The sequence below is a fragment of the Pseudomonas sp. nanlin1 genome, assembly GCF_045571515.1.
In the GTDB taxonomy this organism is placed as follows: Bacteria; Pseudomonadota; Gammaproteobacteria; order Pseudomonadales; family Pseudomonadaceae; genus Aquipseudomonas.
In genome coordinates this window covers 2,614,324-2,636,708 of the sequence record NZ_CP124218.1, presented here as the reverse complement: position 1 = coordinate 2,636,708, position 22,385 = coordinate 2,614,324, and the positions used below count along the sequence as shown (strand labels likewise).

The window sequence follows — 22,385 nt, the reverse complement described above, 5'->3', positions numbered from 1 at the left end:
GGATACTCAAGCCGTGGGCCTGAATATCTAGGCAAAAGTTGCGTCGATGCTAGCCCCCTCGCCCTAGTGCTACTACCCGCCGGCAGCGCAAATCACTATTGCCCGATGAGCAAGGAACCCTCGACGACTGCCACCCTCTGCGCGCCCATGGCGCAGTAATGGCCAGCCCAGAACGAACTTCCCCAACGTGCCTGAGTCGGACCATAAGGACCGAAATAGGAGCACCCATGACCAGCCCCCACCCACAGCCGCTACCCGAGCAGGCGCCCGCGGTACATGCCTTGCGGGTACTGACGGTCAATACCCATAAAGGCTTCAGCCCGCTCAACCGGCGCTTTGTGCTGCCAGAGCTGCGTGAGGCGGTGCGTGCCATGGGCGCTGATGTGGTGTTCCTCCAGGAAGTGCACGGAGCCCACCGGGCCCATGGCAAACGCTTCTCCAACTGGAGCGAAGTGCCCCAGTACGAGTTTCTCGCCGACAGCATGTGGCCGCAGTTCGCCTATGGGCGCAACGCGGTTTACCCCGACGGCGACCACGGCAACGCCCTGCTGTCGAAATTCCCCATCTTGCGCCACGAAAACCTCGACGTCAGCGTCAAGGGCACCGAAGAGCGTGGCTTGCTGCACTCGGTCCTGGCCGTGCCTGGCCAGGGTGAAGTGCATACCGTATGCGTGCACCTGGGCCTGGGCGAGGGCCAGCGCGAGCAACAGTTGCATTTACTGGGGCGCTTGCTGGAAAGCCTGCCGGCCGACGCGCCAGTCATCGTGGCAGGCGACTTTAACGATTGGCGCAAAAAAGCCGACGCCATCCTTGAGCGCTGGGGCCTGCGCGAGGTGTTTACCGAAGCCCTGGGTGCCCCCGCTCGCAGTTTCCCGGCGCGCTGGCCGTTGCTGAGCCTGGACCGTATTTACCTGCGCAACGCCCAAGGGCGACAGCCGCGCATTCTTTCCCGAAAACCTTGGTCGCACCTGTCCGACCATGTTCCGTTGGCAGTAGAGGTGCATCTATGAGTGAGCAATGGCGGGACAACAATCAGGTTCAGCTACTGATTAACGGCGAAGCGTTTTTCCCCAGTGTGTTCGAGGCCATCAGCCAAGCCCGCGAAGAAGTGCTGATCGAAACTTTCATTCTGTTCGAAGACAAAGTCGGCTGCGAACTTCAGCAAACCCTGATCGAAGCCGCCCAACGCGGCGTGCGGGTGGAGTTGCTGGTGGACGGTTACGGCACCGCCGAACTGAGCGAGGGCTTTTTACGCGACCTGGTCCAGGCCGGGGTCAAGTTGCTGGGCTACGACCCCCAGCCGAAAGTCATGGGCATGCGCACTAACCTGTTCCGCCGGCTGCATCGCAAGATCGTGGTCATCGATGGCGAAATTGGTTTTATCGGCGGTATCAACTACAGCGCCGACCACTTGGCCGACTTCGGGCCCATGGGCAAGCAAGACTATGCGGTAAAAGTCCGTGGCCCGATTGTCGCCGACCTGCACCGCGCCACCCTCAAACTGCTGGACGAAACCAGCCACCTGGTCCGCCCTGAACAGCCCTGGCGCACCCGCGGTGCGCCCATCGATGCCGACAGTGCGCAAGCAGCCATGCTGCTGAGCATCCGCGACAACGATGAACACACCAACGACATCGAGCAGCATTACCTGCAAGGTATCCGCGAAGCCCGGCAGCGAATTATCATTGCCAATGCTTATTTCTTTCCCGGCTACCGTGTGCTGCGCGAGCTACGCAATGCGGCGCGCCGTGGCGTCGAGGTCACGCTGATCCTGCAGGGCATGCCCGACATGCCAATGGTACGCCTGTGCTCACGGCTGCTTTATAACTACCTGCTGCGCGACGGTGTGGTGATCCGCGAGTACACCGAGCGGCCCTTGCACGGCAAAGTCGCGATCATCGACGATGAGTGGGCCACGGTGGGCTCGAGTAACCTCGACCCGCTTAGCCTGTCGTTGAACCTGGAAGCCAACGTGATGATCCGCGACCGGCGCTTCAACGAGAAACTCCACGAACACCTGGCCGAGCTGGCGCGTACCCAATGCAAGTCGATTACCCTGCAACGGGTGCTGCGCGGCTACTGGTGGCGGGCGCCGTTGATCTTTCTGACCTTCCACTTTCTGCGCCATTTCCCGGCTATCGTCGGCTTTATCCCGGCCCACTCGCCCAAGCTTAAACCCTTGCTGGACGTGCAGCAGGACGTTAAACCGCTGGGCTATCGAGAGGAAAAAAGCGTATGAGCCAGGCAGCCACGGCCAGCAACTCCGAGAAAAAGCCGCGCAGTAAATGGATCTGGCTCAAGCGCATTGTCACCATCGGCTTTTTTATCCTGGTACCCGTACTGCTCTACACCCTGGTAAAAAACCTCGATTGGCAAGAGGTCAAACAAGCGCTGACCTCTTACAAGCCTACGACCCTGCTGCTGGTTGGGCTGATCGCGTTGGTGAGTTACCTGGTCTTTTCCAGTTATGACCTGGTTGCCAAACGCTACACCGGCCACTCGGTACCGAGCCGCCAGGTATTGCCCCTGGCGTTTGTTTGCTATGCCTTCACCCTCAACCTGAGTTCATGGGTGGGCGGGGTTGGCCTGCGCTACCGCCTGTACTCCAAGTTGGGTCTGGAGGTGTCGACCATCACGCGTATTCTTAGCCTGTGTTTGATCACCAACTGGCTGGGTTATTTGTTCGTCGCCGGGGTGGTATTCACCATGGGCCTGCCTGCGCTACCCGCCAGCGTGGAGATCGGCGCTACCGGCTTGCGCCTGATCGGCGTGGCGATTCTGCTGGTGGGGGTGGGGTATCTGCTGGCGTGCGCTTTTTCCAAGCGCCGCACCTTCCATATTCGCCAGCAGGAAATCACCCTGCCTACCCTGCGTATGGCCCTGCTGCAAGCGGGCCTGGGGGCGCTGAACTGGTCGTTGATGGCTTTGCTGATCTACTTGCTGCTGCCCGACAAGGTCGGTTACCCAACAATCCTCGCCGTGCTGTTGATCAGCAGCATCGCCGGGGTGATCACCCACATCCCGGCGGGGCTGGGGGTACTGGAGACGATCTTCATTACCCTGCTCCAGGGCCAATACTCCAAAGGCACCCTCCTCGCAGCGTTGATCGCCTATCGCGCGTTGTATTTTTTGATGCCTTTGGCGATTGCTTTTGTGGTGTACCTAGTCTTGGAGCGCCGGGCTAGGTAGAGGCTTTAATCAAGGGATCGGGGGCAAGGCCCCCGATCTTTTTGATATCAATCACCAACACCCGCTCAACCGATTACAGCTCAACCGCCCCTGCTCCCCGCTGGAAGACGACACCCGGCTCAGCACATTCCAGCCGACTTTACGGCTCACCCCAATCCACACCTGGCCGTTGCTGGTCAACCCGCTGAACACATATAACGCGCCATAGCGGGTGGTGGTCTGGGCCCAGCGCTGCTGGCTACGGGCATCGAAACCGGCGACCGTTATGTCTGCCCCCACCGTGGCCACGCTGTAATGGTTACCACGCTCATCCGCACAAGCCAGCACGGTCGCGCTGCGTACACAGTGGGCCGCTGGCATCAGCGTGGGAATGTCGCTGTAGGCTACTGGCGCCATCAGCAGGCACAACAGGGCAAATGACAGGCGTGGCGGCAAGGGCATGGTGACGGCTCCGGCATTCAGCGTTCGGCGACGACAGCCTGCAGGCGCCGTTCGATCTTGCTCCGATACAACCGGGCGGGTTCACCGCCTGCGGGGCGGTGGTACATGCCTGCAGCGCTGACCCAGTCACCGGTTTGCCGATAATACTGGCGCAACAGCAAGGCCGCACTCTGCAAATTATGAATCGGGTGCAACGCGTCGCACGGCTCGCGGAACCGAGTGCGGCCAATATAGCCCCAATTCTGCTGGGTCAGGCCAATGTCCACCGCGTAAATACCCTGCTCGGCAATGGCCTTGCGCACGGCTTGGCAGGCCAGCTCGCGGGTTTCAAAGCGCATGGGCTTGCCTTTGACGTTCAGCGTCCACGGCCAGGGGTAGTAGCCAATGCGCAGTTGCGTATTACTTTCGGTCTGGGCCACGGCGTACAACAATTGCTCGGGAATGCCAGCCGCCGCGGCGACTTGCCGGTAGGCCGTAGGCGGTCTGGCGCTGGCGGATTCGGCGCCCAGCCACAGGAGGAGCGCCACACAGACGCCAGTTCGATAGGCAGGCACCCGCCTGGCACAAGGGTTCAATAGCGTATCTCCGGCATCGAGCGCTGGTTATTCAGGCGCTGCTGTTGCATCTGCTGGCGCAGACGTTGTTGTTCGACGATGCGTCGCTGGGTAGCGCGCTGCTGGTCAAGTTGCTGCTGGCGCAGGCGCTGTTGCTGATAGCGCTGCTGGGTTTGACGGGCGTTCTTCAATTGCTGGCGCTGCTGCTGAGCGCTCTGGCACTGTGCGACGATAGCGGACAACTGGCGCCGAGCTGCGCCGGCGGCGATGGCATCATGGTCGGCATTGGCCTGGGCCAGACGCTGGCTTACGCTACTGTGTGCCTGGGCGCAGGCGCCGGGTGAAGGGCCAGCGGCCTCGGCCAGCCAAGGCAATAGGGCCAGCGCCAGGCACAGCTTGAATTTCATAGGCAGGTCTCCAGGGTAACGCCACGCTTGAGCCTAAGTGGTCATGACCGGCGAAAGCGTTGCATACACTGCGGCCTTAGTACCCAAGGGTGCGCCAGCCCGGATCAATATCCAGGGCCAGGCCCGCATCGTGTACCGCCTGCAGTAGGTGATACAGCCCGCGACGGTCGGCGATCGGGCATTGGGCTGGGTAATCCCCCACGGGGTGGGGCAAGAACAGCATGGCGGGAAAGTCATTAGGCGCCAGGCCCCCTGGCCTGGGCCGGATGTCCTGGCTGAGCAAGGCGATGCCGGCGGCATCGTCGTCCAGCGCGGCAAGAATCATCTCGATGCGCCCGGCCAATTCGGCGCACGCTGGGTCGACGGCCACCGGGTGCTCGCCCAGGCTGCGCCGATAAGCCGCATTGCTGGCTTGACTAGAGGCGTAGCTGGGCCCGCCGTAGTCCAGGAGCGGCGCCAACACCAACAACTCGTAGGCGGCCGGTGAGCAAGTCGTCGCGCCGCGCCGCTGCTCCAGCCTGATAGGCTCGCGGCCCTGCCACAGGCTCCAATGCGCGGGGCTCTCGCGCAGCACATGAAACGAGACAATATGGTCGTTCAGGCCGAGGGTCTGCAACGGCCTGACGCCATCGCGTTCAGGCCCCATCGCAAGCATTTCGCCTTCCTGCAGCAGCTGCCGCAAGCGCGTGTCATGCAACAACGCCGCTGGCCCTTGCGGGTGGCTACCGAGGGGCCAGGCATCGGCGGCCAAGCGCGGGTTGGGCTGATAAAAACCATCAGGCCCATCGAGTTCGCACAGCGGCTGCTCGCCCACCCACAATTGGGTCAGCGGCTCACCGTGGGGGCGCACCCCAAAGACTAGGCGGCGGCGTTCGGCAAAACGCTGGAAGGTCTGCGCGTGTTGAACTGGCATGCCCGCGCGCAGCAAGGCCTGGTCAAGGTGGTCTTGTACCGCCCGCGACGGCGCGGCGGCCATGGCTGGCCGGACCTGAAGTGTGCCACCAATCTTGAAGTTCGACATATTCGCCTCTCACGCGCGAAAGCCTTCTGGAAGGTAGTCGCGTAGTTGCGTACGGGCCCGGGACAAACGCGAACGGACCGTCCCAATGGGAACACCCAACGCATCGGCGGCTTCCTGATAACTGCCTTCGGTTTCCACCGTGACTTCCAGGGTGTAGCGCATCACGGCAGGCAGCACGGCAATGGCCTCGACAGCCCGCTCAAGGTCACGGTAACTCTCAATATGACCGCAGATATCCTGGCTGGGTTCGGCGTGGGCCAGTTGTTCTTCGAATTCCACATGCAGCGGGCGGCGGTACATTTTACGGAAGTGGTTGCGGATCAGGTTCAGGGCGATGCCGCATAACCAAGTCTCCGGCTTACTTTGTTGCATGAAGCGACCTTCAGCGCGCAAGGCTTCGACGAAGGTCTGCTGGAGGATGTCTTCGGCATCTTCCTGATTAATGACGCGCTTGTAGATGAAGTTTTGCAGTTTCTGCACTTGTTGCTGGGTCAACTGGGCGAAGCAGGAGGTGCCGGTCCGCGAAGGCAGTAAGCTCTGATTCATGTTTATGGCGTCCATACAGGTAATCCTCGGGTCACTCACCGTGAGCGCTTCACGGTGATGCTCGAAGAGCTATAGCGAAACCTGTGCCAGCCCTTAAAAAATCACTAACCCCTTGTTATGTAACAACTTCCAAACAGCTTACGGTTGGATACTGCGCAAGCCTTTGCAAGCCGGCCAGAAAAGTTGTGCAAAAAATTTCAAACTCGATACCCGGCGCTAGCGCACGCTCGCAGGATGGAACCAGACCGCCGCTGCGACCACACAAGGGGGGTGTTCCCCATACGCGTAGCCGGCCCATGCCCCTAGAACGCCTCAGCACAATGCCCCCCGCCAACGTGCAGACTGCCGCCGCGCAGGCATCGGCAGCGCCTGCAGCCAAAGCGACTTCTGCCAGCGTGCACCAGCACCACGAGTCGGCGCACCTGGCGCAACTGATGGGCGCAGCGCTGGCCACCGCCAGCAAAGCCCTGAGCCAACGGGAAGTGGTGTGCGGGCAGCACGCGAGCAGTCAACCGATGAGTTTGCAGCAGTTGCTGCAGGGCATGGCCAACCATGGCCCCGCCCAACTTAACGCCCAGTTGAATAAAGTCCGCCAGCAACTGCGCCAGCAAAAATCCACCAAAGAATTGCTCAAAGACAACGGCAATAGCCCGCTACAAACCCATTTGCTGCTCAGTGAAGTCGCCCACCAGGCCAAGGAGCAAGGCAACCAGGCCGAGGCCGAAGAGGCCCTCGAACACCTGCAAGCCCTCGAAGCGGAGCATGGCGAAGAGATTCGCGCCGGTTTGAGCGTCACCCCGGCCCTTACCCATGGCATTCAGGAACCCGACCTACGAGACAGCTTGCGCAAGGTCTATTACCAACACCTGATCAAACACCCTTCCCTGGGCAACTTCATCGAGGCGGTGTTGCACCTGTGCGGCGAGGACCACTTCCTCAAGGGCCTGCGCGCCTTGCAACAGGCCCTGGCCGACGACATCGCCAATCTGGCGCGCCAACCCCAGGAAGGCAAACTGCGCTCGCTGATGGAAAGCCTCGGGCGTACCCGCCAGCTCAACAACCTGGTACACGGCTGCTCGGACCTGGTCCAGCGCATGGCCACCAAGAACCCGGCCATGAGCCTTAGTGCGTTGTTGCTGATGCGCCAGCTGATGCAGTTGGCCAATCAATCCATGAACGTGCGCGACACTCAGCAGCTATCGGAAAAGGTCGGCGGGCGTTCACCCACCCTGCAATTGACCTTTCTCATCGGCTTGCGCCACCTTCTCAACGACCTACCCCACGCCCTCTGGCGTGACGATAAAAACCGGCAAACCTCGCTGCGCAACCTGGTGCTGGTGATGGATGAATTGACCCAGACCGAGCGCAAGGCCTTGCCGCCACCGAGGAGCGCACTATGAACAGCTTGCTCAATGGCTTGACCCGGTTGGCCGTGGCGGCCTCCAAGCGCTCTGAGGTGGCAGGCGCAATCATCGTGATTGGCATCGTCTTCATGTTTATCACGCCACTGCCCACAGCCCTGGTGGACGTGCTGATCGCGGTGAACATCTGTGTCTCCTGCTTGCTGATCATGTTGGCGATGCAACTGCCCCGGCCCTTGGCCTTCTCCACGTTCCCGGCTGTGTTGTTGCTGACCACGATGTTCCGCCTGGCGCTATCGATCGCCACCACCCGCCTGATCCTGCTGGAGCAGGACGCTGGGCACATCGTCGAGGCGTTCGGCAACTTTGTGGTGGGCGGCAACCTGGCGGTGGGCCTGGTGATCTTCCTGATTCTCACCGTGGTCAACTTTCTGGTGATTACCAAAGGCTCGGAGCGGGTCGCCGAAGTGGGCGCGCGCTTTACTCTGGACGCCATGCCCGGCAAGCAGATGTCCATCGACAGTGACCTGCGCGCCGGCTTGATCAGCGTCGACCAGGCGCGCCAGCGGCGGGCCGAGCTGGGCAAGGAAAGCCAACTGTTCGGCGCTATGGACGGCGCCATGAAGTTCGTCAACGGCGACGCCATCGCCGGGCTGATCATCGTCGCCATCAACTTGATTGGCGGCATTTCCATCGGCGTGGTACAGCATGGCATGACCGCCAGCGACGCCATGCATTTGTACTCGGTGCTGACCATCGGTGACGGCCTGATCGCGCAGATTCCAGCCCTGCTGATCTCCATCACCGCCGGCATGATCATCACCCGCGTGCCCAACGAGGAAAACGATGAGAACTCCAACATCGGCGGCGACATTGCCAAGCAGTTGGGGGCGCAACCCAAATCGCTGATCATCGCGGCGGTGGCCATGCTCGGTTTCGCCGCGCTGCCGGGCATGCCCACCCTGGTGTTCGTGGTCATCTCGGTGGTGGTGGGCAGCTTGGGCGTGTTTCTGCTTCGCCAGCGCAACCCCAAGGCCCAGGCGCTGGCCGCCTACGTGCCCCCGGAAAAGACCGGTGACCGGGATATTCGCGAGTTTTTCCCGTGCCGTACGTTTTTGCTGCAATTTCACCCCGAGCAGGACCAGGGGCTGATCCTCGACATGATCACCCAGGTGCGCCAGCGGCGTAACCAACTGGTCGCACAGTTCGGCATCACCCTGCCCTCCTTCGATATTGAATACGCCGCCCAACTGGCGCCGGACGAGTTTCGCTTTCTGGTGTACGAGGTGCCGCTGCTCCGGGCGACCTTCACCCCCCATTACCTTGGCGTGGAACGCCAGTTGCTGGCCGCCGAACCGATTAACGCCCACCCCGGCAGTATCATCCGCGAAGAAGCCGACCTGCTGTGGGTACCCCACGACGACCCCGCACTGCAGCAACCGGGGCTGCACCCCAGCACGTCCACCGAATTGATCGTGGAACGGATGTTTCGCGCCATGCAGGCTTGCGGCCCACAGTTCATTGGCTTGCAAGAGAGCAAGGCGATCCTTAGCTGGCTGGAGCGTGAACAACCGGAACTGGCCCAGGAGATGCAACGGGTGCTGCCGTTGGCGCGGTTTTCGGCGGTGCTGCAACGCTTGGCCAGCGAATGCGTGCCCCTGCGCGCCATCCGCCTGATCGCCGAAGCGTTGATCGAACACGGCCAGCACGAGCGCGACGTCGGCGCCCTGACCGACTATGTCCGGATCGCCCTAAAGTCGCTGATTTTTCACCAGTACTGCGGGCCGGACGGCCTGCACGTATGGCTGCTGTCGCCAGAAAGCGAGCACCTGATGCGCGACAGCCAGCGGCAAACCCAAAACGAAACCTTCTTCGCCCTACCGGCCGAGGCCAGTCAACAGCTGGTGGACCAACTGCGCCAAGCCTTCCCCCGGCGGGCACGGGCGCCGGCGGTGCTGCTGGTGGCCCAGGACCTGCGCAGCCCGCTACGCACCTTGTTGCAGGACGAATTTCACCAAGTGCCGGTGCTGTCGTTCGCCGAATTGAACAGCAGCGCCCAGGTCAAGGTGCTGGGCCGCCTGGACCTGGAAGACCAATTGCAAACCCTGCCCGACGAGAATGCGGCATGACTGTAATAGATACTTCGAGGAGTCACAGATGTACGAACTACGCGTATTGAATGGCTTGCACCGTGGCGCCGCCCTGCCGCTGATTGGCGAGCACTGGTTGATGGGCAGCGATGAGCAGCACGACTTGCTCCTGCAAGACCCCGGTATCGCCCGCCGCCACTGCCGGCTGACGCGCGACGGCGAACGGTGGCGGTTGCAGGCCGAAGACGGTTCGTTGACCGACCCCCAGGGCCAGGCATGCGACACCCTGGCGGCACTGGCGCCGGAGCAGACCTTTCAACTGGGCACGGTGCAACTGATCATCATGGCCAGCGAGGCGCAGTGGCCGGCCGTGGTCGAGCCAGCACCGGCCGACACGCAACAGCCAAGCGCTGACGCCGATGCGCAACCGACACCCGCCGCTGCCGCGCCACGCGCAAAGCGCCCGGCCCTGCATAAACGCCTGGCCATCGCCGGGGTGGTGGTGACCCTCGCCGGCAGCGCCTGGGCGCTGTCTACCCCAGCCCCGGTGAGCACCCCGCGAGCGCCCACCCAGGCCCCGCAAACCAACGCCTTGAGCGCCGCACAGAGCGTGGAAAAACTGCGCTCGATGCTGCGCGAACGGGAGTTGCACGACGCGGTGCAGGTGGTCAGTAGCGCCCAAGGGATTGAACTGCGGGGCGCACTGACGCCAGAGCAGATGGCCCTGTACCGGCGCATGCTCGAACGTTTCAGCCAACAACACCGTAGCGAAGTGGCAGTGCTCGACCAAGCCAAGCCGTTTGGCCGAAAGCTGCCGTTCGAAATCGTCCAGATCACCAGCGGTGCCCGCGCTCACGTGGTCCTGAGCGACAACCGGAGGCTGTTCCTGGGCGACGAAGTCGATGGGCTGCGCCTGACCAAAATCGACAACAGCCACATTGAGTTCGACGGCGATGAGCACTATGAGGTGAAGTGGTGAGCAGCGCGGCCGTGGCGGCCTGGGCCGATGCCTATCGCACGCGGCTAGATAGCCTGGCACCGGTGGTGGTCAGTGGCCGCGTTAGTGCGGTCAACGGGATCCTCCTCGAATGCCAGGTGCCCAAGGTGCGCATCGGTGATTTGTGCCGGGTGTACAAGACGTGCGGGGAAACCCTGTTGGCGGAAATCGTCGGGTTCACCGAGGACTGCACCCTGCTTAGCGCCCTCGGTACACCGGAGGGCATCGAACAGGGTGCGCGCATCGAGCCCCTGGGCGTACGCCATTGTGTGAGTGTGGATGACAGCCTGCTCGGCAGCGTTCTCGACGGCTTCGGCCGCCGCCTGGATGGCCAGGGTGACGGCGCGTTCGCTTTACCCGGGGAACATCGGGCCACGCAGCCGGTGATCTGCGATGCCATCCCGCCGACCCAACGGCCCCGTATCGTCGACGCGCTGCCCACCGGCCTACGCGCCATCGACGCTGCCATCACCCTGGGTGAAGGCCAGCGCGTCGGCCTGTTCGCCGGTGCAGGCTGCGGCAAGACCACGCTGTTAGCGGAGCTGGCGCGCAATATGCCTTGCGACGTCATCGTGTTTGGCCTGATCGGCGAACGGGGTCGGGAGCTGCGCGAGTTCCTCGACCACGAGCTCGACGACACCCTGCGCGCCCGTTCGGTGCTGGTCTGCGCCACCTCCGACCGCTCCAGCATGGAGCGCGCCCGTGCCGCATTTACCACCACCGCCATCGCCGAAGCGTTCCGCCAGCAAGGTAAGCGCGTGCTGCTGCTGGTGGACTCCCTTACCCGCTTCGCCCGCGCCCAGCGCGAAATCGGCATTGCCGCCGGCGAACCCTTGGGGCGTGGCGGCCTGCCGCCCTCGGTGTACACCCTGCTGCCGCGCCTGGTAGAGCGTGCCGGGCGTAGCGAGCAGGGCTCGATCACCGCCATCTATACCGTATTGATCGAGCAGGACTCGATGAACGACCCAGTGGCGGACGAGGTCCGCTCGCTGATCGACGGCCATATTGTCATGTCACGCAAACTCGCCGAACGCGGTCATTACCCGGCCATTGACGTGCAGGCGAGCCTGAGCCGGATCACCGGCAGCGTCACTGACCGTGCGCACCAGCGTGGCAATATCACCCTGCGCCGCCTGCTCGCCGCCTATCAACAGGTGGAAATGCTCCTGCGCTTGGGTGAGTACACCCCGGGCAACGACGCCATGACCGACTGCGCCGTGCAACTGCACGAGCAGATCAACGGCTTTCTACAACAAGACCTGCGCGAGCCCCTGGCCCTGCCCGAGACCCTCGAACAACTCTATGCGTTGACCGCCCATGCGCCTTAGAGCCACGGTCGAGGAAACCCCGGTAGACGTCGACCATGAAGCGCAGGCCTTGGCCGATGTGGTGACGCTGCTCAAACCCCTGCGCGAGTTGCGCAAACACGCTGCGCAACGGCACCAGCGCCAGGCCCAGCAAGTGGCCGAAGCCATGCAAGCCAGCCTAGCCCAGGCGCAATTGGCCTGCGCAGAAGACCTCGACCTGCAAAGACAGCAGCGCCGCGCCCTGGCCGCGCAATGCGAGGGCCAGGTCATGAGCCTCAACGGTATCCAGCAATGGCATCAGGAGGAGCAGCGCCTGATGGATCGGCAAGCCCAGTTACGCAGCCATGTGCAGCGCCTGCAACTGGACCTCGAAGCCCAGCGCCAGCGGGTCGCGCAAGCTCAGCTGCAAGTACGCGCCAGCCAGCGTGCCCTGGAAAAACTGGCCTGCCTCAGCGAAACCCTGGGCTGATCCGTAGCCCCTACTTTCAGGAGACGCCATGAACCTCAATAGCGCCGTGGAGCATCGCCCGCCACCTGCCCCGGAGCGCCGCGAGCCTCCAGCCAGGGCTCCAGCACAACGGCCGCAGGCCCAGACCGGGGCCGAGCCCGAACGGCCCCGGGAGGCGCCTGGACGCGAGGCCAGCAAGCTCCGCCAAGGCGAGCCCGAGCGCCTGGCCGACGGGCTGTTTTTCCAACAGTTATTGGCCCCCTTGGGCAATTCCACGGGCCAGGGCCAGGGCGGCTCCCATGGGCAGTCGAACCTGAGCCAGGCCGATGGCTTTGGCGCCGCGGGTCTGGCGGGTTGGGGGCAATTGGTGGACGACCTCGCCCAGCGCTTGCCTGGGGGCGCCGGCCAAGCGCTGCAAGCCACCTTGTTTATGCCCAACCTGGGCCGTATCGGCCTGAATGCGCGGCATCGCCCGCCGCAAGGTTGGGACATCGAACTGAACTGCGCCCAGGCCAGTGCCGCCGAACGCCTGACCCAGCAACACCCCCGCTGCCAGGATGATCTAGGCCGGGCGTTACGCCAGCCGGTCAACCTCAGCGTGCGCCACGGCGGTGGCCTATGACAACTCAGGCGTTGCCACTGCGGCGCGTCAGCGCTGCTCAAGCGAGGCTCGCCCGGCACCTGGCCGGCGAGCCCTGGATGGCCTTCAACGTGGCCGGCCAAGCCGGCCGCCTCAGCCTGCGCGCCAGCCAGCGCACGCTAACGGCCGAACCCCTGCAATGGTTCGAGTGCACCTTGGGCCCACTCGGGCTCAGCGATGCCCAGCCAGTACTGGCGGCCTGGTCAAGCAACCCGACCTTCGTCGGCGCCGACAGCCAAACGCAGAACGCTTGGTTCTGGCCGCTCTATAACGCCGGCCTGGCAAGCGAACTGGCAACGCTGCTGGGCGCCCTGCAGCCGCGAGGCGCACCCAGCGCTGCGGACGGCCCCATCAGCTATTGCGAACTGACCCTGGAGTTGCCCCAGGGGCGCATCCATAGCCTCCTGGCGTTGCCCAGCGCGGGCCTTGGCGAAGGCTTCGAGCGGGTGCCATGGAACGCAAAACCGCCTGCCGACCACTCAGGCATGACCCTGGCGTTCGCAGTACGCCTGGGCCGCCTGAATTTGCCCCAGCAGCAAGTCCAGACCCTACGCGCCGGAGACGTGCTGTGCCCCGCCGAGGCCGATTTCGACAGCACTGGCAACGGCCTGCTGAGCCTGGGGCCCCGGCGCCTGCAGGTCCGGGTGCTCGAGCAGGCCGAGCGCTTGCAACTGCAAGTCGTGCAAATCGAGGAGAACGCGGTGGTAGAAGACAACCCACTGGACTACCCCGCCCAACCGGCGGATGAAGTCTGGGGCGACGACCCGGCTTACGCCTTTAGCGAGGACAGCGACGCCGCCGCACAGGGCGAGCCGTTCGCGGCGCCCGAGCGGCGCCCAGAGCCGCTGACCGAGACCTTCGCTGACCTCTCGTTGCCCCTGACGCTGCGCTGCGGCGAGCTTCGCCTGAGCCTCGGCGAACTGGCCGCTTTGGCGCCCGGCGCGGTGCTCGAAGTGCCTGGGGTGACCCCTGGCCTGGCCGGCCTGTACTACGGCGAGCGGCGCCTGGCCCAGGGCGAGCTGGTGGATGTCGAAGGCCGCCTGGGCCTGCAGATCACCCAGGTGGATGAGCGCCGATGACGCTCAATGACACCAACCCGATCATGCTGGCGCTGTTTCTCGGCGCCCTGTCACTGCTGCCCTTCTTATTGGTGGTGTGCACTTCGTTTTTGAAAATCGCCTCGGTGCTGCTGATCACCCGTAACGCCATCGGCGTGCAGCAGGTTCCGCCCAATATGGCCCTGTATGGGATTGCCCTGGCCGCCACGCTGTTCGTCATGGCGCCGGTGTTTGCGGAAATTGCCAGCATCGCCCAGGAGCGCCCCCTGCAACTGCGTGACACGCGTGATCTGAGCCAGAGCGCCAAGGCACTGATCGCACCGCTGCAAGCGTTTATGGCGCATAACGTCGAGCCGGATGTACTGACCCACCTGCACGAAAACGCTTTGCGCATGTGGCCCAAAGCCATGGCCGACGCCGCCAGCCGCGAAAACCTGCTGCTGTTGATCCCGGCGTTCGTGTTGTCCGAGCTGCAAGCGGCTTTCGAGATCGGCTTTCTGATCTACATCCCCTTTATCGTCATCGACCTGATCGTGTCCAACCTGCTGCTGGCGCTGGGCATGCAGATGGTCTCGCCGATGACCATCTCACTGCCGTTGAAAATCCTCCTGTTCGTGCTGGTCAGTGGCTGGACGCGCTTACTCGACAGCCTCTTCTACTCCTATATGTGAGGGTGCGATGGAAGCCTTGAACCTGTTCAAACAGGGCATGATCCTGGTGGTGCTATTAACCGCCCCACCGCTGATCGTGGCCGTGGCGGTGGGCGTGCTGACCTCATTGGTACAGGCCTTGATGCAGGTCCAGGACCAGACCCTGCCGTTTGGCCTGAAGCTGTTGGCGGTGGGCCTGACCCTGGCCATGACCGGCCGCTGGATCGGCGTCGAGCTGATCCAGTTGACCAACCTGGCATTCAACATGATTGCCCAGACCGGCAAGGGCTGAGCATGGTCGATGCCCAGTTCGCCTACGACCTGCTCAACGGCATCGCCCTGTCCATGGCGCGCCTGTACCCGTGCATGTTTTTGGTCCCGGCGTTTCTGTTCAAACACCTCAAGGGCCTACCCCGTTATGCGGTGCTCACCGCCCTAGCCTTGATCCCGGCACCGGGTATCGGCCAGGAGCTGAGCCGCCTGGGTGAGTCCTGGAGCGGGATCTTTTTGCTGATTTTCAAGGAGATGCTGCTCGGCACCCTGATGGGCCTGGTGTTGTACCTGCCGTTTTTTCTGTTCAGTGCAGTGGGCGTACTGCTCGACAACCAACGCGGTGCGTTGACCGGGGGCCAGCTCAACCCGGCGTTGGGCGAGGACGTCACACCGCTGTCGCAGCTGTTCGAAGAAACCCTGATCATGCTGCTGATGATCCTCGGCGGGCTGCCGCTGCTGATGCAAGTGATCTGGGACAGCTACCAGACCTGGCCCGCCACCAGTTGGTGGCCGAGCCTGCAAGCCCAAGGCTTCGAGGTGTTCCTAGGCATGCTCAAAGACACCTTCAGCCACCTGCTGCTGTACTCGGCACCTTTTATCGCCTTGCTGTTGCTGGTCGAAGCCGCCATGGCACTGATCGGTATCTACAGCCCGCAGCTCAACGTGTTCATTTTGGCGATGCCGGCCAAATGCGTGATTGGCCTGGCCTTTCTGGTGGTCTATTTGCCAACGCTGCTGGACCTGGGCGGCGAGCGCCTGGAGCTGCTGCGCGATGTGCGCCATAGCCTGCTGCTGATCGTCCCCGGGCCCAAAGAGCCGGCGCCATGAGCGAAAAAAACCAGGACGCCACGCCCAAACAGATCCGCGATGCGCGCCGTCGCGGCCAAGTCGCGCAGAGCCAGGACCTGCCCAAACTGCTGATTCTGGTAGTGGTCAGCGAGATCACCCTGGGCATGGCCGACGTCAGTATGCAAAAGCTGCAAGCGCTGATCGAACTGTCGGTGACCCGCATGGACCAGCCGTTCCTGCGCACCGTGGGCGAAGTCACTAGCCAGGGCGCATGGCTGGTGGCAAGTTTCGCGGTGCTCAGCGTCGGCGTGGCCATGCTTATGCGCCTGTTGGGCAGTTGGATGCAATTCGGCCTGCTGTTCGCCCCCGAAGCCCTAAAACCGAGCATGGAAAAGCTCAACCCGTTCAGCCACCTCAAACAGATGTTCACCCTGCGCAGCCTGATCACCTCGCTGTCCGGGGTGGTCAAAGCCGCTATTATCGCCACGGCCATGTGGCTGATCGTGGAACCGGCGCTAGGCACCCTCATCAGCCTGGTGCACTCGGACCTGGTGACGTTCTGGCACGCTCTGGCCACCCTATTCCAGCGCATTTTGCGGGTCACCTGCGGGCTGCTACTGGTGCTCGCCGCCGCCGACTTCGCGATCCAGAAGTACTTCCACGCCAAGCAGTTGCGCATGAGCATGGAAGACATCAAGCAAGAATACAAAAACTCCGAGGGCAACCCGGAGGTCAAGGGCCATCGCCGCCAGTTGGCCCACGAGCTGCTCAACGAGGCGCCCAAGCCCCCCGCCAAGCCCGTCAAGGACGCCGATGTACTGATCGTCAACCCGACCCATTACGCGGTGGCGCTGTACTACCGCCCGGAAGAAACCGCCCTGCCGCGCATTCACTGCAAGCACCTGGACGCCGGCGCCCTGGCGTTGATCGAGGCGGCCAGGCGCGAGGGCATCCCCGTGGTGCAATGTGTCTGGCTGGCGCGCACCTTGTACCGCGTCCCTGAGGGGCGCTTTATCCCGCGCGACACCCTGCAAGCGGTGGCGCAGATCTATGGGGTCATCAAGCAATTGGATGACGACGCCAAGCGCGAGGTGATCCAGGCCAACGACATCGACATTTTTTAGCAACTCGCCGGGCCGCAGACCCCCTTGGAACCGTTTTCGACGTGCCAACCACACACGGATAGAATCAACGAGGCCACCGTTATGCTCAATTCCCTCGCAGCACGCCTGCATCGCCCTACCAACACGGTCCAGACGCCGCCCCTGCACAGCCAGGACAAAGCGCCCAAGCTCAATCAGGATCAGAGCCGCTCCGCTCGGGTGGCGGTGGCCCATTCATTGAGTAAGGCCGGCAGCAAGTTCACCGGGCTGTTCCGCGCCCGCCAGCGCGAAGTCAGCAAACACGAGCAGCGCGACTGGCACGCGCCGCTGATGGCCATCCCACCCAACGACAGTGCGGCGGGCCTGCAAATGGTCAACTCCAGCGCCGCCCACGCTATCACCCAGAAGCTCAATGCCGAAGGCAAGTACAAAGATATCCGTGCCTTGCAGGCCCACGAAAGCGGCGTGGGCGTGAAGGGCTTCGTGATGCGCGACCAAGATGGGCACTATCACCAGTTGCAACAGAGCGCTGCACTGATCAGCACCCTGAAGTCATCGATGCCCACTCGCCCGGATACCATGGCAGGCACGGGCCACCAGGCCGAAAGCAGCGCGATCTTCACCGACCACCAAGGCGACCAGCACACCTTGCACGGCCGAACCCTCTACCACTTCGACAAAACCGCCGACCGCTGGACTCGCACCCAGCCTGAAAAAAACGATATTTCCCGGCTGTCCCTGGACCACCGTGGTGAATTGATCCTCTACCGGCACAAAGACAACGTACGCGATCACAGCTCCACCAACACCCACCTGGCGCAGTTGCACCGTGACGGTAAGGTCCACCTGGCCAAGCAATCGGACCTGGACAATGGCGTCGATGTCACCCTGCGCAACGCCAATGGCGAAGACATTGAGGTACAGCGCGTCGGCTTGCTGCCCCGACACAATGACCAGCCGACCTTGTTTGCCATCGATAAAGAAGGCCAGCTGTATCACCGCCCCCTCCCCCAACAGCTCACCGGCAACGTGCCGCTGACCGTGCATCCGGTGAAGCTCGACTTCGCCCAGGCCGTCGGCAGCGAAGCAGGCAAAAAAGCGGCGCTGGAAGGCTTTATCGCCGACTCCGGCGCGCTTAAGGCCGTGCTGCGCGATGGCATGGGTTTGCGCCATAGCGCTACCCTTGAGCATCCACGCCTAACCAACACGGGCACTGCAACGGCCAAGCTCAGCCCAGGCTGGCGGCTCAGCGAACAACTGCACTTGCTCAACCAGAGCGGCCTGCCCGAGCGTATTGGCGCGGACGACACCCAGGTCCGCCTGCACGGCGGTGCAGCCTTGGGCCTGAATAAAACCGGCGACCTGTGTGGCTGGAACGAGACCACCCAGCACTGGGACAAACTCCACGTGCATGGGGTCAGCCAGTTGCTACGTGGCCTGGACGACAAGCCCTACATCATTCAAGACGGCCAGCCCAAAGCCGTCGACGCCAGTTTTGCCCAGCCTAAATTGAAAATGGGCAATGACGAGGCCGTCGCCCTGGGCCGTTCCACCGCCGCCGAGGTGGGCCGCGTCCTCAGCGAAGAGCCCACGCAGCACTGCGCGGTGCTCGATGATAAGCATTTCGCCCTGCTTAGCCGCGCCGCTGACGGTGCGCCCGCCAACCTCAAGGCCAGCCTCGACGGCCTCAGCGTGGACATTCCCGCGCCCCGCGACAGCGCTGGCGCGCCCCTGGCCATTGACAGCGTTGCCCTCGACCAAAGCAAGCACCTGTACGTCGCCGCCGGCGGCAACCTGTTCAAGTTGCCCCACGACCAATGGACGCAAACTCACCAAGGGCCCAGCGCGGCGTGGCAACCGGCCGGCTGGCAAGCCGGTGACGGCAAGGACATGCTCCAGGACAAAATCAAGGAGGCCCTGCAAGCAGTGCCCAACCTGGGCGTGACCGCCGCGCAATTGGCCCAGGCTAACGTGGCCATCGACCAGGTCGCGATGGGCGCCAACAAACGCCCAGTATTGCAGGCCAGCTTGCACAGCCCCGCCGCCGCCAACCCCGCGCCGGGCCAGCCCGCTGGCGTCAGCCACGCGCTGGAGCTGCATTACGACCGCAACGGCAACGCCGAACTGCGCCCGGTCAAAGCGCTGGCCAACCCCAAGGCCAACAGCCAGTGGGAAACCATGCAGGCGCGCAATCACACCACCACCAAGATCGGCAACGCCAACGGCAGCGCCACCACCACGTTGTTGGGCTCCACCAACGACAACGTGCGCACCGGTACGAACAAGAACATCTTTAAGAACGCCGCCGAAGGCTTTCGCAAGATGAACCAGTCTTACCAGCACCATTTCCACCCCATCGAGGCCCCTAAGGCCAAAGCCACCGAGGTGGTCAAAGCCTACACCGCACAGGATACCCTCAAAGAAAAACTGCAAGCCGCCGGCCATATGGCCGTAACCGCCAAGGCCCGCAGCCGTGCTGGCTTGAACCCGGTGTACCGAGAATCTCAGCGGCTGTACGAGAGCTTCAAGAACCCCACAGCCGTGGGCAATAAAGCCCCGTTCGACGCGCGCTTGGCGGGCCTGGAGCAGCCTGAAAAAGCCCAGACCCGTGACCAACTAGAGCAAGCCCAGCTGCACAAGGGCCTCAAAGCCCTGCGCGACGAAGCCGAGGACAGCAGCTACCAGGCCATCGTGCGCCTGGGGCAACTGCACGGTCTGCTCGACGAACGCGGCGAACCGCTGCAAGCGGCCGTACCCGGCCAGACCGCCAAAGGCCCGGTGCAGGTGCTGGCCAGAGCGCTCAGCTCCAGTGGCCTGGACGCCACCAGCAAACCCCGGGCCAAGCTCGACCAGTTGATCAGCCTGGGCCTGGAGCTACCCGAACGCTCGTTCGCAACCAGCCTGGATAACCCCGGGCGCAACAAGAGCCCCAGCAGCCTGTTGGAAGACCGGGTGCTGCTCGACGCCCAAGCGATGCACCAGATGGGCGATTTATTGACCCGCGTTTACAGCCATGGCCTGGTCACCGGTGCCCAGGTGGCCCCCGGTAAAAGCACTTCCCTGGATCAGCTACAAGGCCTGCGCCAGGCTTATGAGAACAATGACATCAAGCTGTTCAGCGACAACGGTGTGGTCAGCCATCGAGCCCTGGAAAAACTGCAACAAGCCCGCGATACCGTAGCCCGGGAACTGACCGGCAAGTACGGCCTGAACTACAACACCAGCCGTTCGTTTGGCGCCGACCTGCGGGCCATCGGCGACCACTTGGGCAACCTTGAGGTGGGCGACGCCACCGCCCTGTTGCGCAGTAAGGGCGCCACCCTGACCAGCCCGTCCCTGGTCGTTCCCCTGACCCCGGACGGGGGCGGGCTTTACCTCAATTTCGGGGTGGGCCGCGAACATGGCTTCGGCCTGAGCAGCGAAGGTGGCGAAAGCGCGACCACCCTGGGCTTGAAAAACAGCCACAGCACCAACCAGTTCCTCAACGTCGGCTACTACCACGCGCCCTCGGCGGTCACCCATCGCCTGCTGGGCGGCGACCCCAACTACAGCCCCAGCCGCACCGGCCAGTTGTACAGCGCCGATGTCAGCGCCAAAGCCACGCAAACCCACGCCATCGCCGGCTGGCTGACCGCCTCCAACGCCAGCATGGCCAATGTCATGGAAAACCTGCTGGACCCCAGCGCCTCGCTGGCCGACCTGTACCGCCTGGGCCAGGAAAAAACCGGCACGGTGGCCCACAGCAAGGTGTCCCAGCAGACCCTGGGCGCGGGTATCAGTGTCGACTTGGGTCGGCTCAGCCTCGGCGGCTCCCTATTGAGAGATGACGAACGCAGCACGTGGAATGCCTTTCTACGCGCTACGGCAGGCCTCAGTGCCGACACCACCCTGCTCAATAATTCCAAAAGCACGGTCACCACTCACAAAGGTGAGGGCCAGGACGCCTTCGCTCAGGCCCGGGCCCGTGAGGTGCTGCCGGCGGCCAGCGTCGGCGCTTATGCGCGGGCCGGTATGTATACCGGAGGCTACGCCCATTCGGACTCTACCCCGAACAATATGGGGGTCAATAACCATGTGCTGATCGGCCAAAGCACGGTGCCAGATGCGCTCAGCGTGAGTTTCGCCATGGACCGGGCCAAGAACGACGAATTCAAACTCAACTTCAAGCCCGGCAAGGCTGTGACCACACCGCTGCTGCACGATGTCGAGAAAGCCCTGGGCAAAGTGCTCAAAGACAGCGTGGTGGCCGCGGCCCTAAAAGAACGGCAAGACCTGATGAAAGCGCTGGACCAATGTGCACCTAGCGCTGCGCCAGCCCCGGCGAACCTGCGGGCCAACCCCTTCGGCGGTTTCCAAGCCCCCGACCTGCCCGCCAGGCCGCGCCCGGTGGACACCCGCCTAAATGAGCTGAGCGGCCTACTGCCGCGGCTGCGCGCTAATCTGCCAAGGGAGGCGAACCAGGTGCAAGCGTTGACCGATGCCATCGCCCACCTGCCCGCCAGCGCCAGTGACGCTGACAAGGAAGCCGTGCTCGAGAGTGCGCAAACACTGGCAGCGGTGATGCGCTCCTACAACAGTGGCGCGGGTACGCAGGCCTTACGCGAGAAAGCCACCAAAGCGATCGAGGCCGGCGAGCCCCTGGACGACCCGGAAGGCCATCTTAAAGCCCTGAAAAACGTGGCCGACCAGCTCAATCACCTGCCCCACGACAGCGATACCTTGCGTGAACTGCGCTACAGCATTGAGCAGTTGACTAAACATAACCAACTGTCCAAGGCCGGCGGCCGCTACCTGGCCTCCGCCGAACACAAATACACCAGCACCGGGGTGCAGTTGCGCCAAGGCGGTTTGATCGGTGCCAATGCTCCCTGGCGCCAGCGCACCTCCAGCCAGAACGCCAATGCTATCGCGGCCTATATCAATAACCACCCAAGCTTGCAGGAGATGGCCCGGCGCGCGGAACGCGAGGGCCCGACATCCATGGAGCTGACCCTGGAGCTCAAGCCCAAGGTGCTGGAAAAACTCGAAGCCAGCCTGAACGCCCAGGCGCCTGATCTGCAGGAGCAACTCAAGGCCGCCTTGAGCGACGACAACAATATTCGGATCAAAAGCATCACCCTGCTCCGCGGGGCCGCCCAGACCGACAGCAAAGCGACACCTAACCTGTTGCTGAGCGCCAAGAGCAGCGCTTCGGTGACCGACTCGGTGGTGCTGGCTTCCATGGCGTTCAAATACAGCCAGGAGCAGGAGCATCAGCCGGTCAGCGTCACGCCCGGCGGCCTGCTGGTGCAGGCGCATGTCGACAAGGCGGTGCGCGACGACCTGGAGCAGCGCAACATTGCAATGATGGGCAGCCGCAACCGCAAAGACCTGCACAGCGCCAGCGACGAAGACGTGGCCCGCGATGCGCCCGCCAAGAGTTCGGTGGAGCACGCCACCAGCGCCGGTGGCGGCAGCGCCAATACCGGCAGCACGCCCCACGGCACGGGTGCTCTGTGAGGCACTCGGCTA

20 protein-coding genes are annotated in these 22,385 nt (G+C 63.2%); 15 read left to right on the top strand and 5 right to left on the bottom strand.

What is annotated here, in order from left to right:
• The first annotated feature begins 227 nt into the window (after positions 1-227).
• Genes QCL65_RS12275 through QCL65_RS12265 form a run of 3 tightly spaced genes read left to right on the top strand, consistent with a single transcriptional unit; the run spans position 228 to position 3,189 of the window.
• Positions 228-1,010: an endonuclease/exonuclease/phosphatase family protein gene (locus QCL65_RS12275; RefSeq protein WP_407316533.1), complete on the top strand. Its 783-nt coding sequence runs from the start codon at positions 228-230 to the stop codon at positions 1,008-1,010.
• Complete coding sequence (gene clsB / locus QCL65_RS12270) at positions 1,007-2,239, top strand: cardiolipin synthase ClsB (protein ID WP_407316531.1); 1,233 nt, start codon at positions 1,007-1,009, stop codon at positions 2,237-2,239. Before QCL65_RS12275 ends, clsB begins: the two co-directional genes overlap by 4 nt.
• The gene (locus QCL65_RS12265; protein ID WP_407316529.1) at positions 2,236-3,189 is read left to right on the top strand and encodes a lysylphosphatidylglycerol synthase domain-containing protein; all 954 of its coding nucleotides are present in this window, start codon (positions 2,236-2,238) and stop codon (positions 3,187-3,189) included. The genes clsB and QCL65_RS12265 overlap by 4 nt, the downstream gene beginning before the upstream one ends.
• Positions 3,190-3,240: 51 nt before the next feature.
• Here the strand turns inward: QCL65_RS12265 and QCL65_RS12260 are convergent, their stop codons facing one another.
• The 5 genes from QCL65_RS12260 to QCL65_RS12240 all read right to left on the bottom strand — a co-directional run bounded on the left by QCL65_RS12260 (position 3,241) and on the right by QCL65_RS12240 (position 6,158).
• Positions 3,241-3,630, bottom strand: coding sequence for a glutamine synthetase (locus tag QCL65_RS12260; RefSeq protein WP_407316527.1), 390 nt, complete (start codon positions 3,628-3,630; stop codon positions 3,241-3,243).
• Positions 3,631-3,647: 17 nt separating this feature from the next.
• Positions 3,648-4,157, bottom strand: coding sequence for a Soluble lytic murein transglycosylase (locus QCL65_RS12255; protein ID WP_407316525.1), 510 nt, complete (start codon positions 4,155-4,157; stop codon positions 3,648-3,650).
• Positions 4,158-4,201: 44 nt separating this feature from the next.
• A complete protein-coding gene (locus QCL65_RS12250) occupies positions 4,202-4,591 on the bottom strand; it encodes a hypothetical protein (protein ID WP_407316523.1) in 390 nt (129 codons plus the stop codon).
• 76 nt (positions 4,592-4,667) lie between these two features.
• Complete coding sequence (locus tag QCL65_RS12245) at positions 4,668-5,612, bottom strand: hypothetical protein (protein WP_407316521.1); 945 nt, start codon at positions 5,610-5,612, stop codon at positions 4,668-4,670.
• Positions 5,613-5,621: 9 nt separating this feature from the next.
• Positions 5,622-6,158: an RNA polymerase sigma factor gene (locus tag QCL65_RS12240; protein WP_407316519.1), complete on the bottom strand. Its 537-nt coding sequence runs from the start codon at positions 6,156-6,158 to the stop codon at positions 5,622-5,624.
• A 296-nt stretch (positions 6,159-6,454) separates the two neighbouring features.
• Here QCL65_RS12240 and QCL65_RS12235 point away from each other — a divergent pair, with 296 nt between their 5' ends.
• The 12 genes from QCL65_RS12235 to QCL65_RS12180 all read left to right on the top strand — a co-directional run bounded on the left by QCL65_RS12235 (position 6,455) and on the right by QCL65_RS12180 (position 22,373).
• A complete protein-coding gene (locus tag QCL65_RS12235) occupies positions 6,455-7,558 on the top strand; it encodes a TyeA family type III secretion system gatekeeper subunit (RefSeq protein ID WP_407316517.1) in 1,104 nt (367 codons plus the stop codon).
• Positions 7,555-9,648 (top strand): type III secretion system export apparatus subunit SctV, encoded by a 2,094-nt coding sequence (gene sctV / locus QCL65_RS12230; protein WP_407316515.1) that lies wholly within the window; start codon positions 7,555-7,557, stop codon positions 9,646-9,648. The genes QCL65_RS12235 and sctV overlap by 4 nt, the downstream gene beginning before the upstream one ends.
• A 28-nt stretch (positions 9,649-9,676) precedes the next feature.
• Entirely contained in the window at positions 9,677-10,588 is a 912-nt protein-coding gene (locus QCL65_RS12225; RefSeq protein WP_407316513.1) for an FHA domain-containing protein, read from the top strand.
• Positions 10,585-11,934, top strand: coding sequence for a FliI/YscN family ATPase (locus tag QCL65_RS12220; RefSeq protein ID WP_407316511.1), 1,350 nt, complete (start codon positions 10,585-10,587; stop codon positions 11,932-11,934). The genes QCL65_RS12225 and QCL65_RS12220 overlap by 4 nt, the downstream gene beginning before the upstream one ends.
• The gene (gene sctO / locus QCL65_RS12215) at positions 11,924-12,382 is read left to right on the top strand and encodes a type III secretion system stalk subunit SctO (RefSeq protein ID WP_407316509.1); all 459 of its coding nucleotides are present in this window, start codon (positions 11,924-11,926) and stop codon (positions 12,380-12,382) included. The genes QCL65_RS12220 and sctO overlap by 11 nt, the downstream gene beginning before the upstream one ends.
• Positions 12,383-12,410: 28 nt before the next feature.
• A complete protein-coding gene (locus tag QCL65_RS12210) occupies positions 12,411-12,983 on the top strand; it encodes a type III secretion system HrpP C-terminal domain-containing protein (RefSeq protein WP_407316507.1) in 573 nt (190 codons plus the stop codon).
• Positions 12,980-14,080 (top strand): FliM/FliN family flagellar motor switch protein, encoded by a 1,101-nt coding sequence (locus tag QCL65_RS12205; protein ID WP_407316505.1) that lies wholly within the window; start codon positions 12,980-12,982, stop codon positions 14,078-14,080. The genes QCL65_RS12210 and QCL65_RS12205 overlap by 4 nt, the downstream gene beginning before the upstream one ends.
• Positions 14,077-14,730, top strand: coding sequence for a type III secretion system export apparatus subunit SctR (gene sctR / locus QCL65_RS12200; RefSeq protein WP_407316503.1), 654 nt, complete (start codon positions 14,077-14,079; stop codon positions 14,728-14,730). Before QCL65_RS12205 ends, sctR begins: the two co-directional genes overlap by 4 nt.
• Before the next feature lie 7 nt (positions 14,731-14,737).
• Entirely contained in the window at positions 14,738-15,001 is a 264-nt protein-coding gene (sctS, locus tag QCL65_RS12195; protein WP_407316501.1) for a type III secretion system export apparatus subunit SctS, read from the top strand.
• Positions 15,002-15,003: 2 nt separating this feature from the next.
• The gene (sctT, locus tag QCL65_RS12190; RefSeq protein ID WP_407316499.1) at positions 15,004-15,810 is read left to right on the top strand and encodes a type III secretion system export apparatus subunit SctT; all 807 of its coding nucleotides are present in this window, start codon (positions 15,004-15,006) and stop codon (positions 15,808-15,810) included.
• Positions 15,807-16,895, top strand: coding sequence for a type III secretion system export apparatus subunit SctU (sctU, locus tag QCL65_RS12185; protein ID WP_407316497.1), 1,089 nt, complete (start codon positions 15,807-15,809; stop codon positions 16,893-16,895). The genes sctT and sctU overlap by 4 nt, the downstream gene beginning before the upstream one ends.
• A gap of 81 nt (positions 16,896-16,976) precedes the next feature.
• The gene (locus QCL65_RS12180; RefSeq protein ID WP_407316495.1) at positions 16,977-22,373 is read left to right on the top strand and encodes an AvrE-family type 3 secretion system effector; all 5,397 of its coding nucleotides are present in this window, start codon (positions 16,977-16,979) and stop codon (positions 22,371-22,373) included.
• The last annotated feature ends 12 nt before the right edge of the window (positions 22,374-22,385 follow it).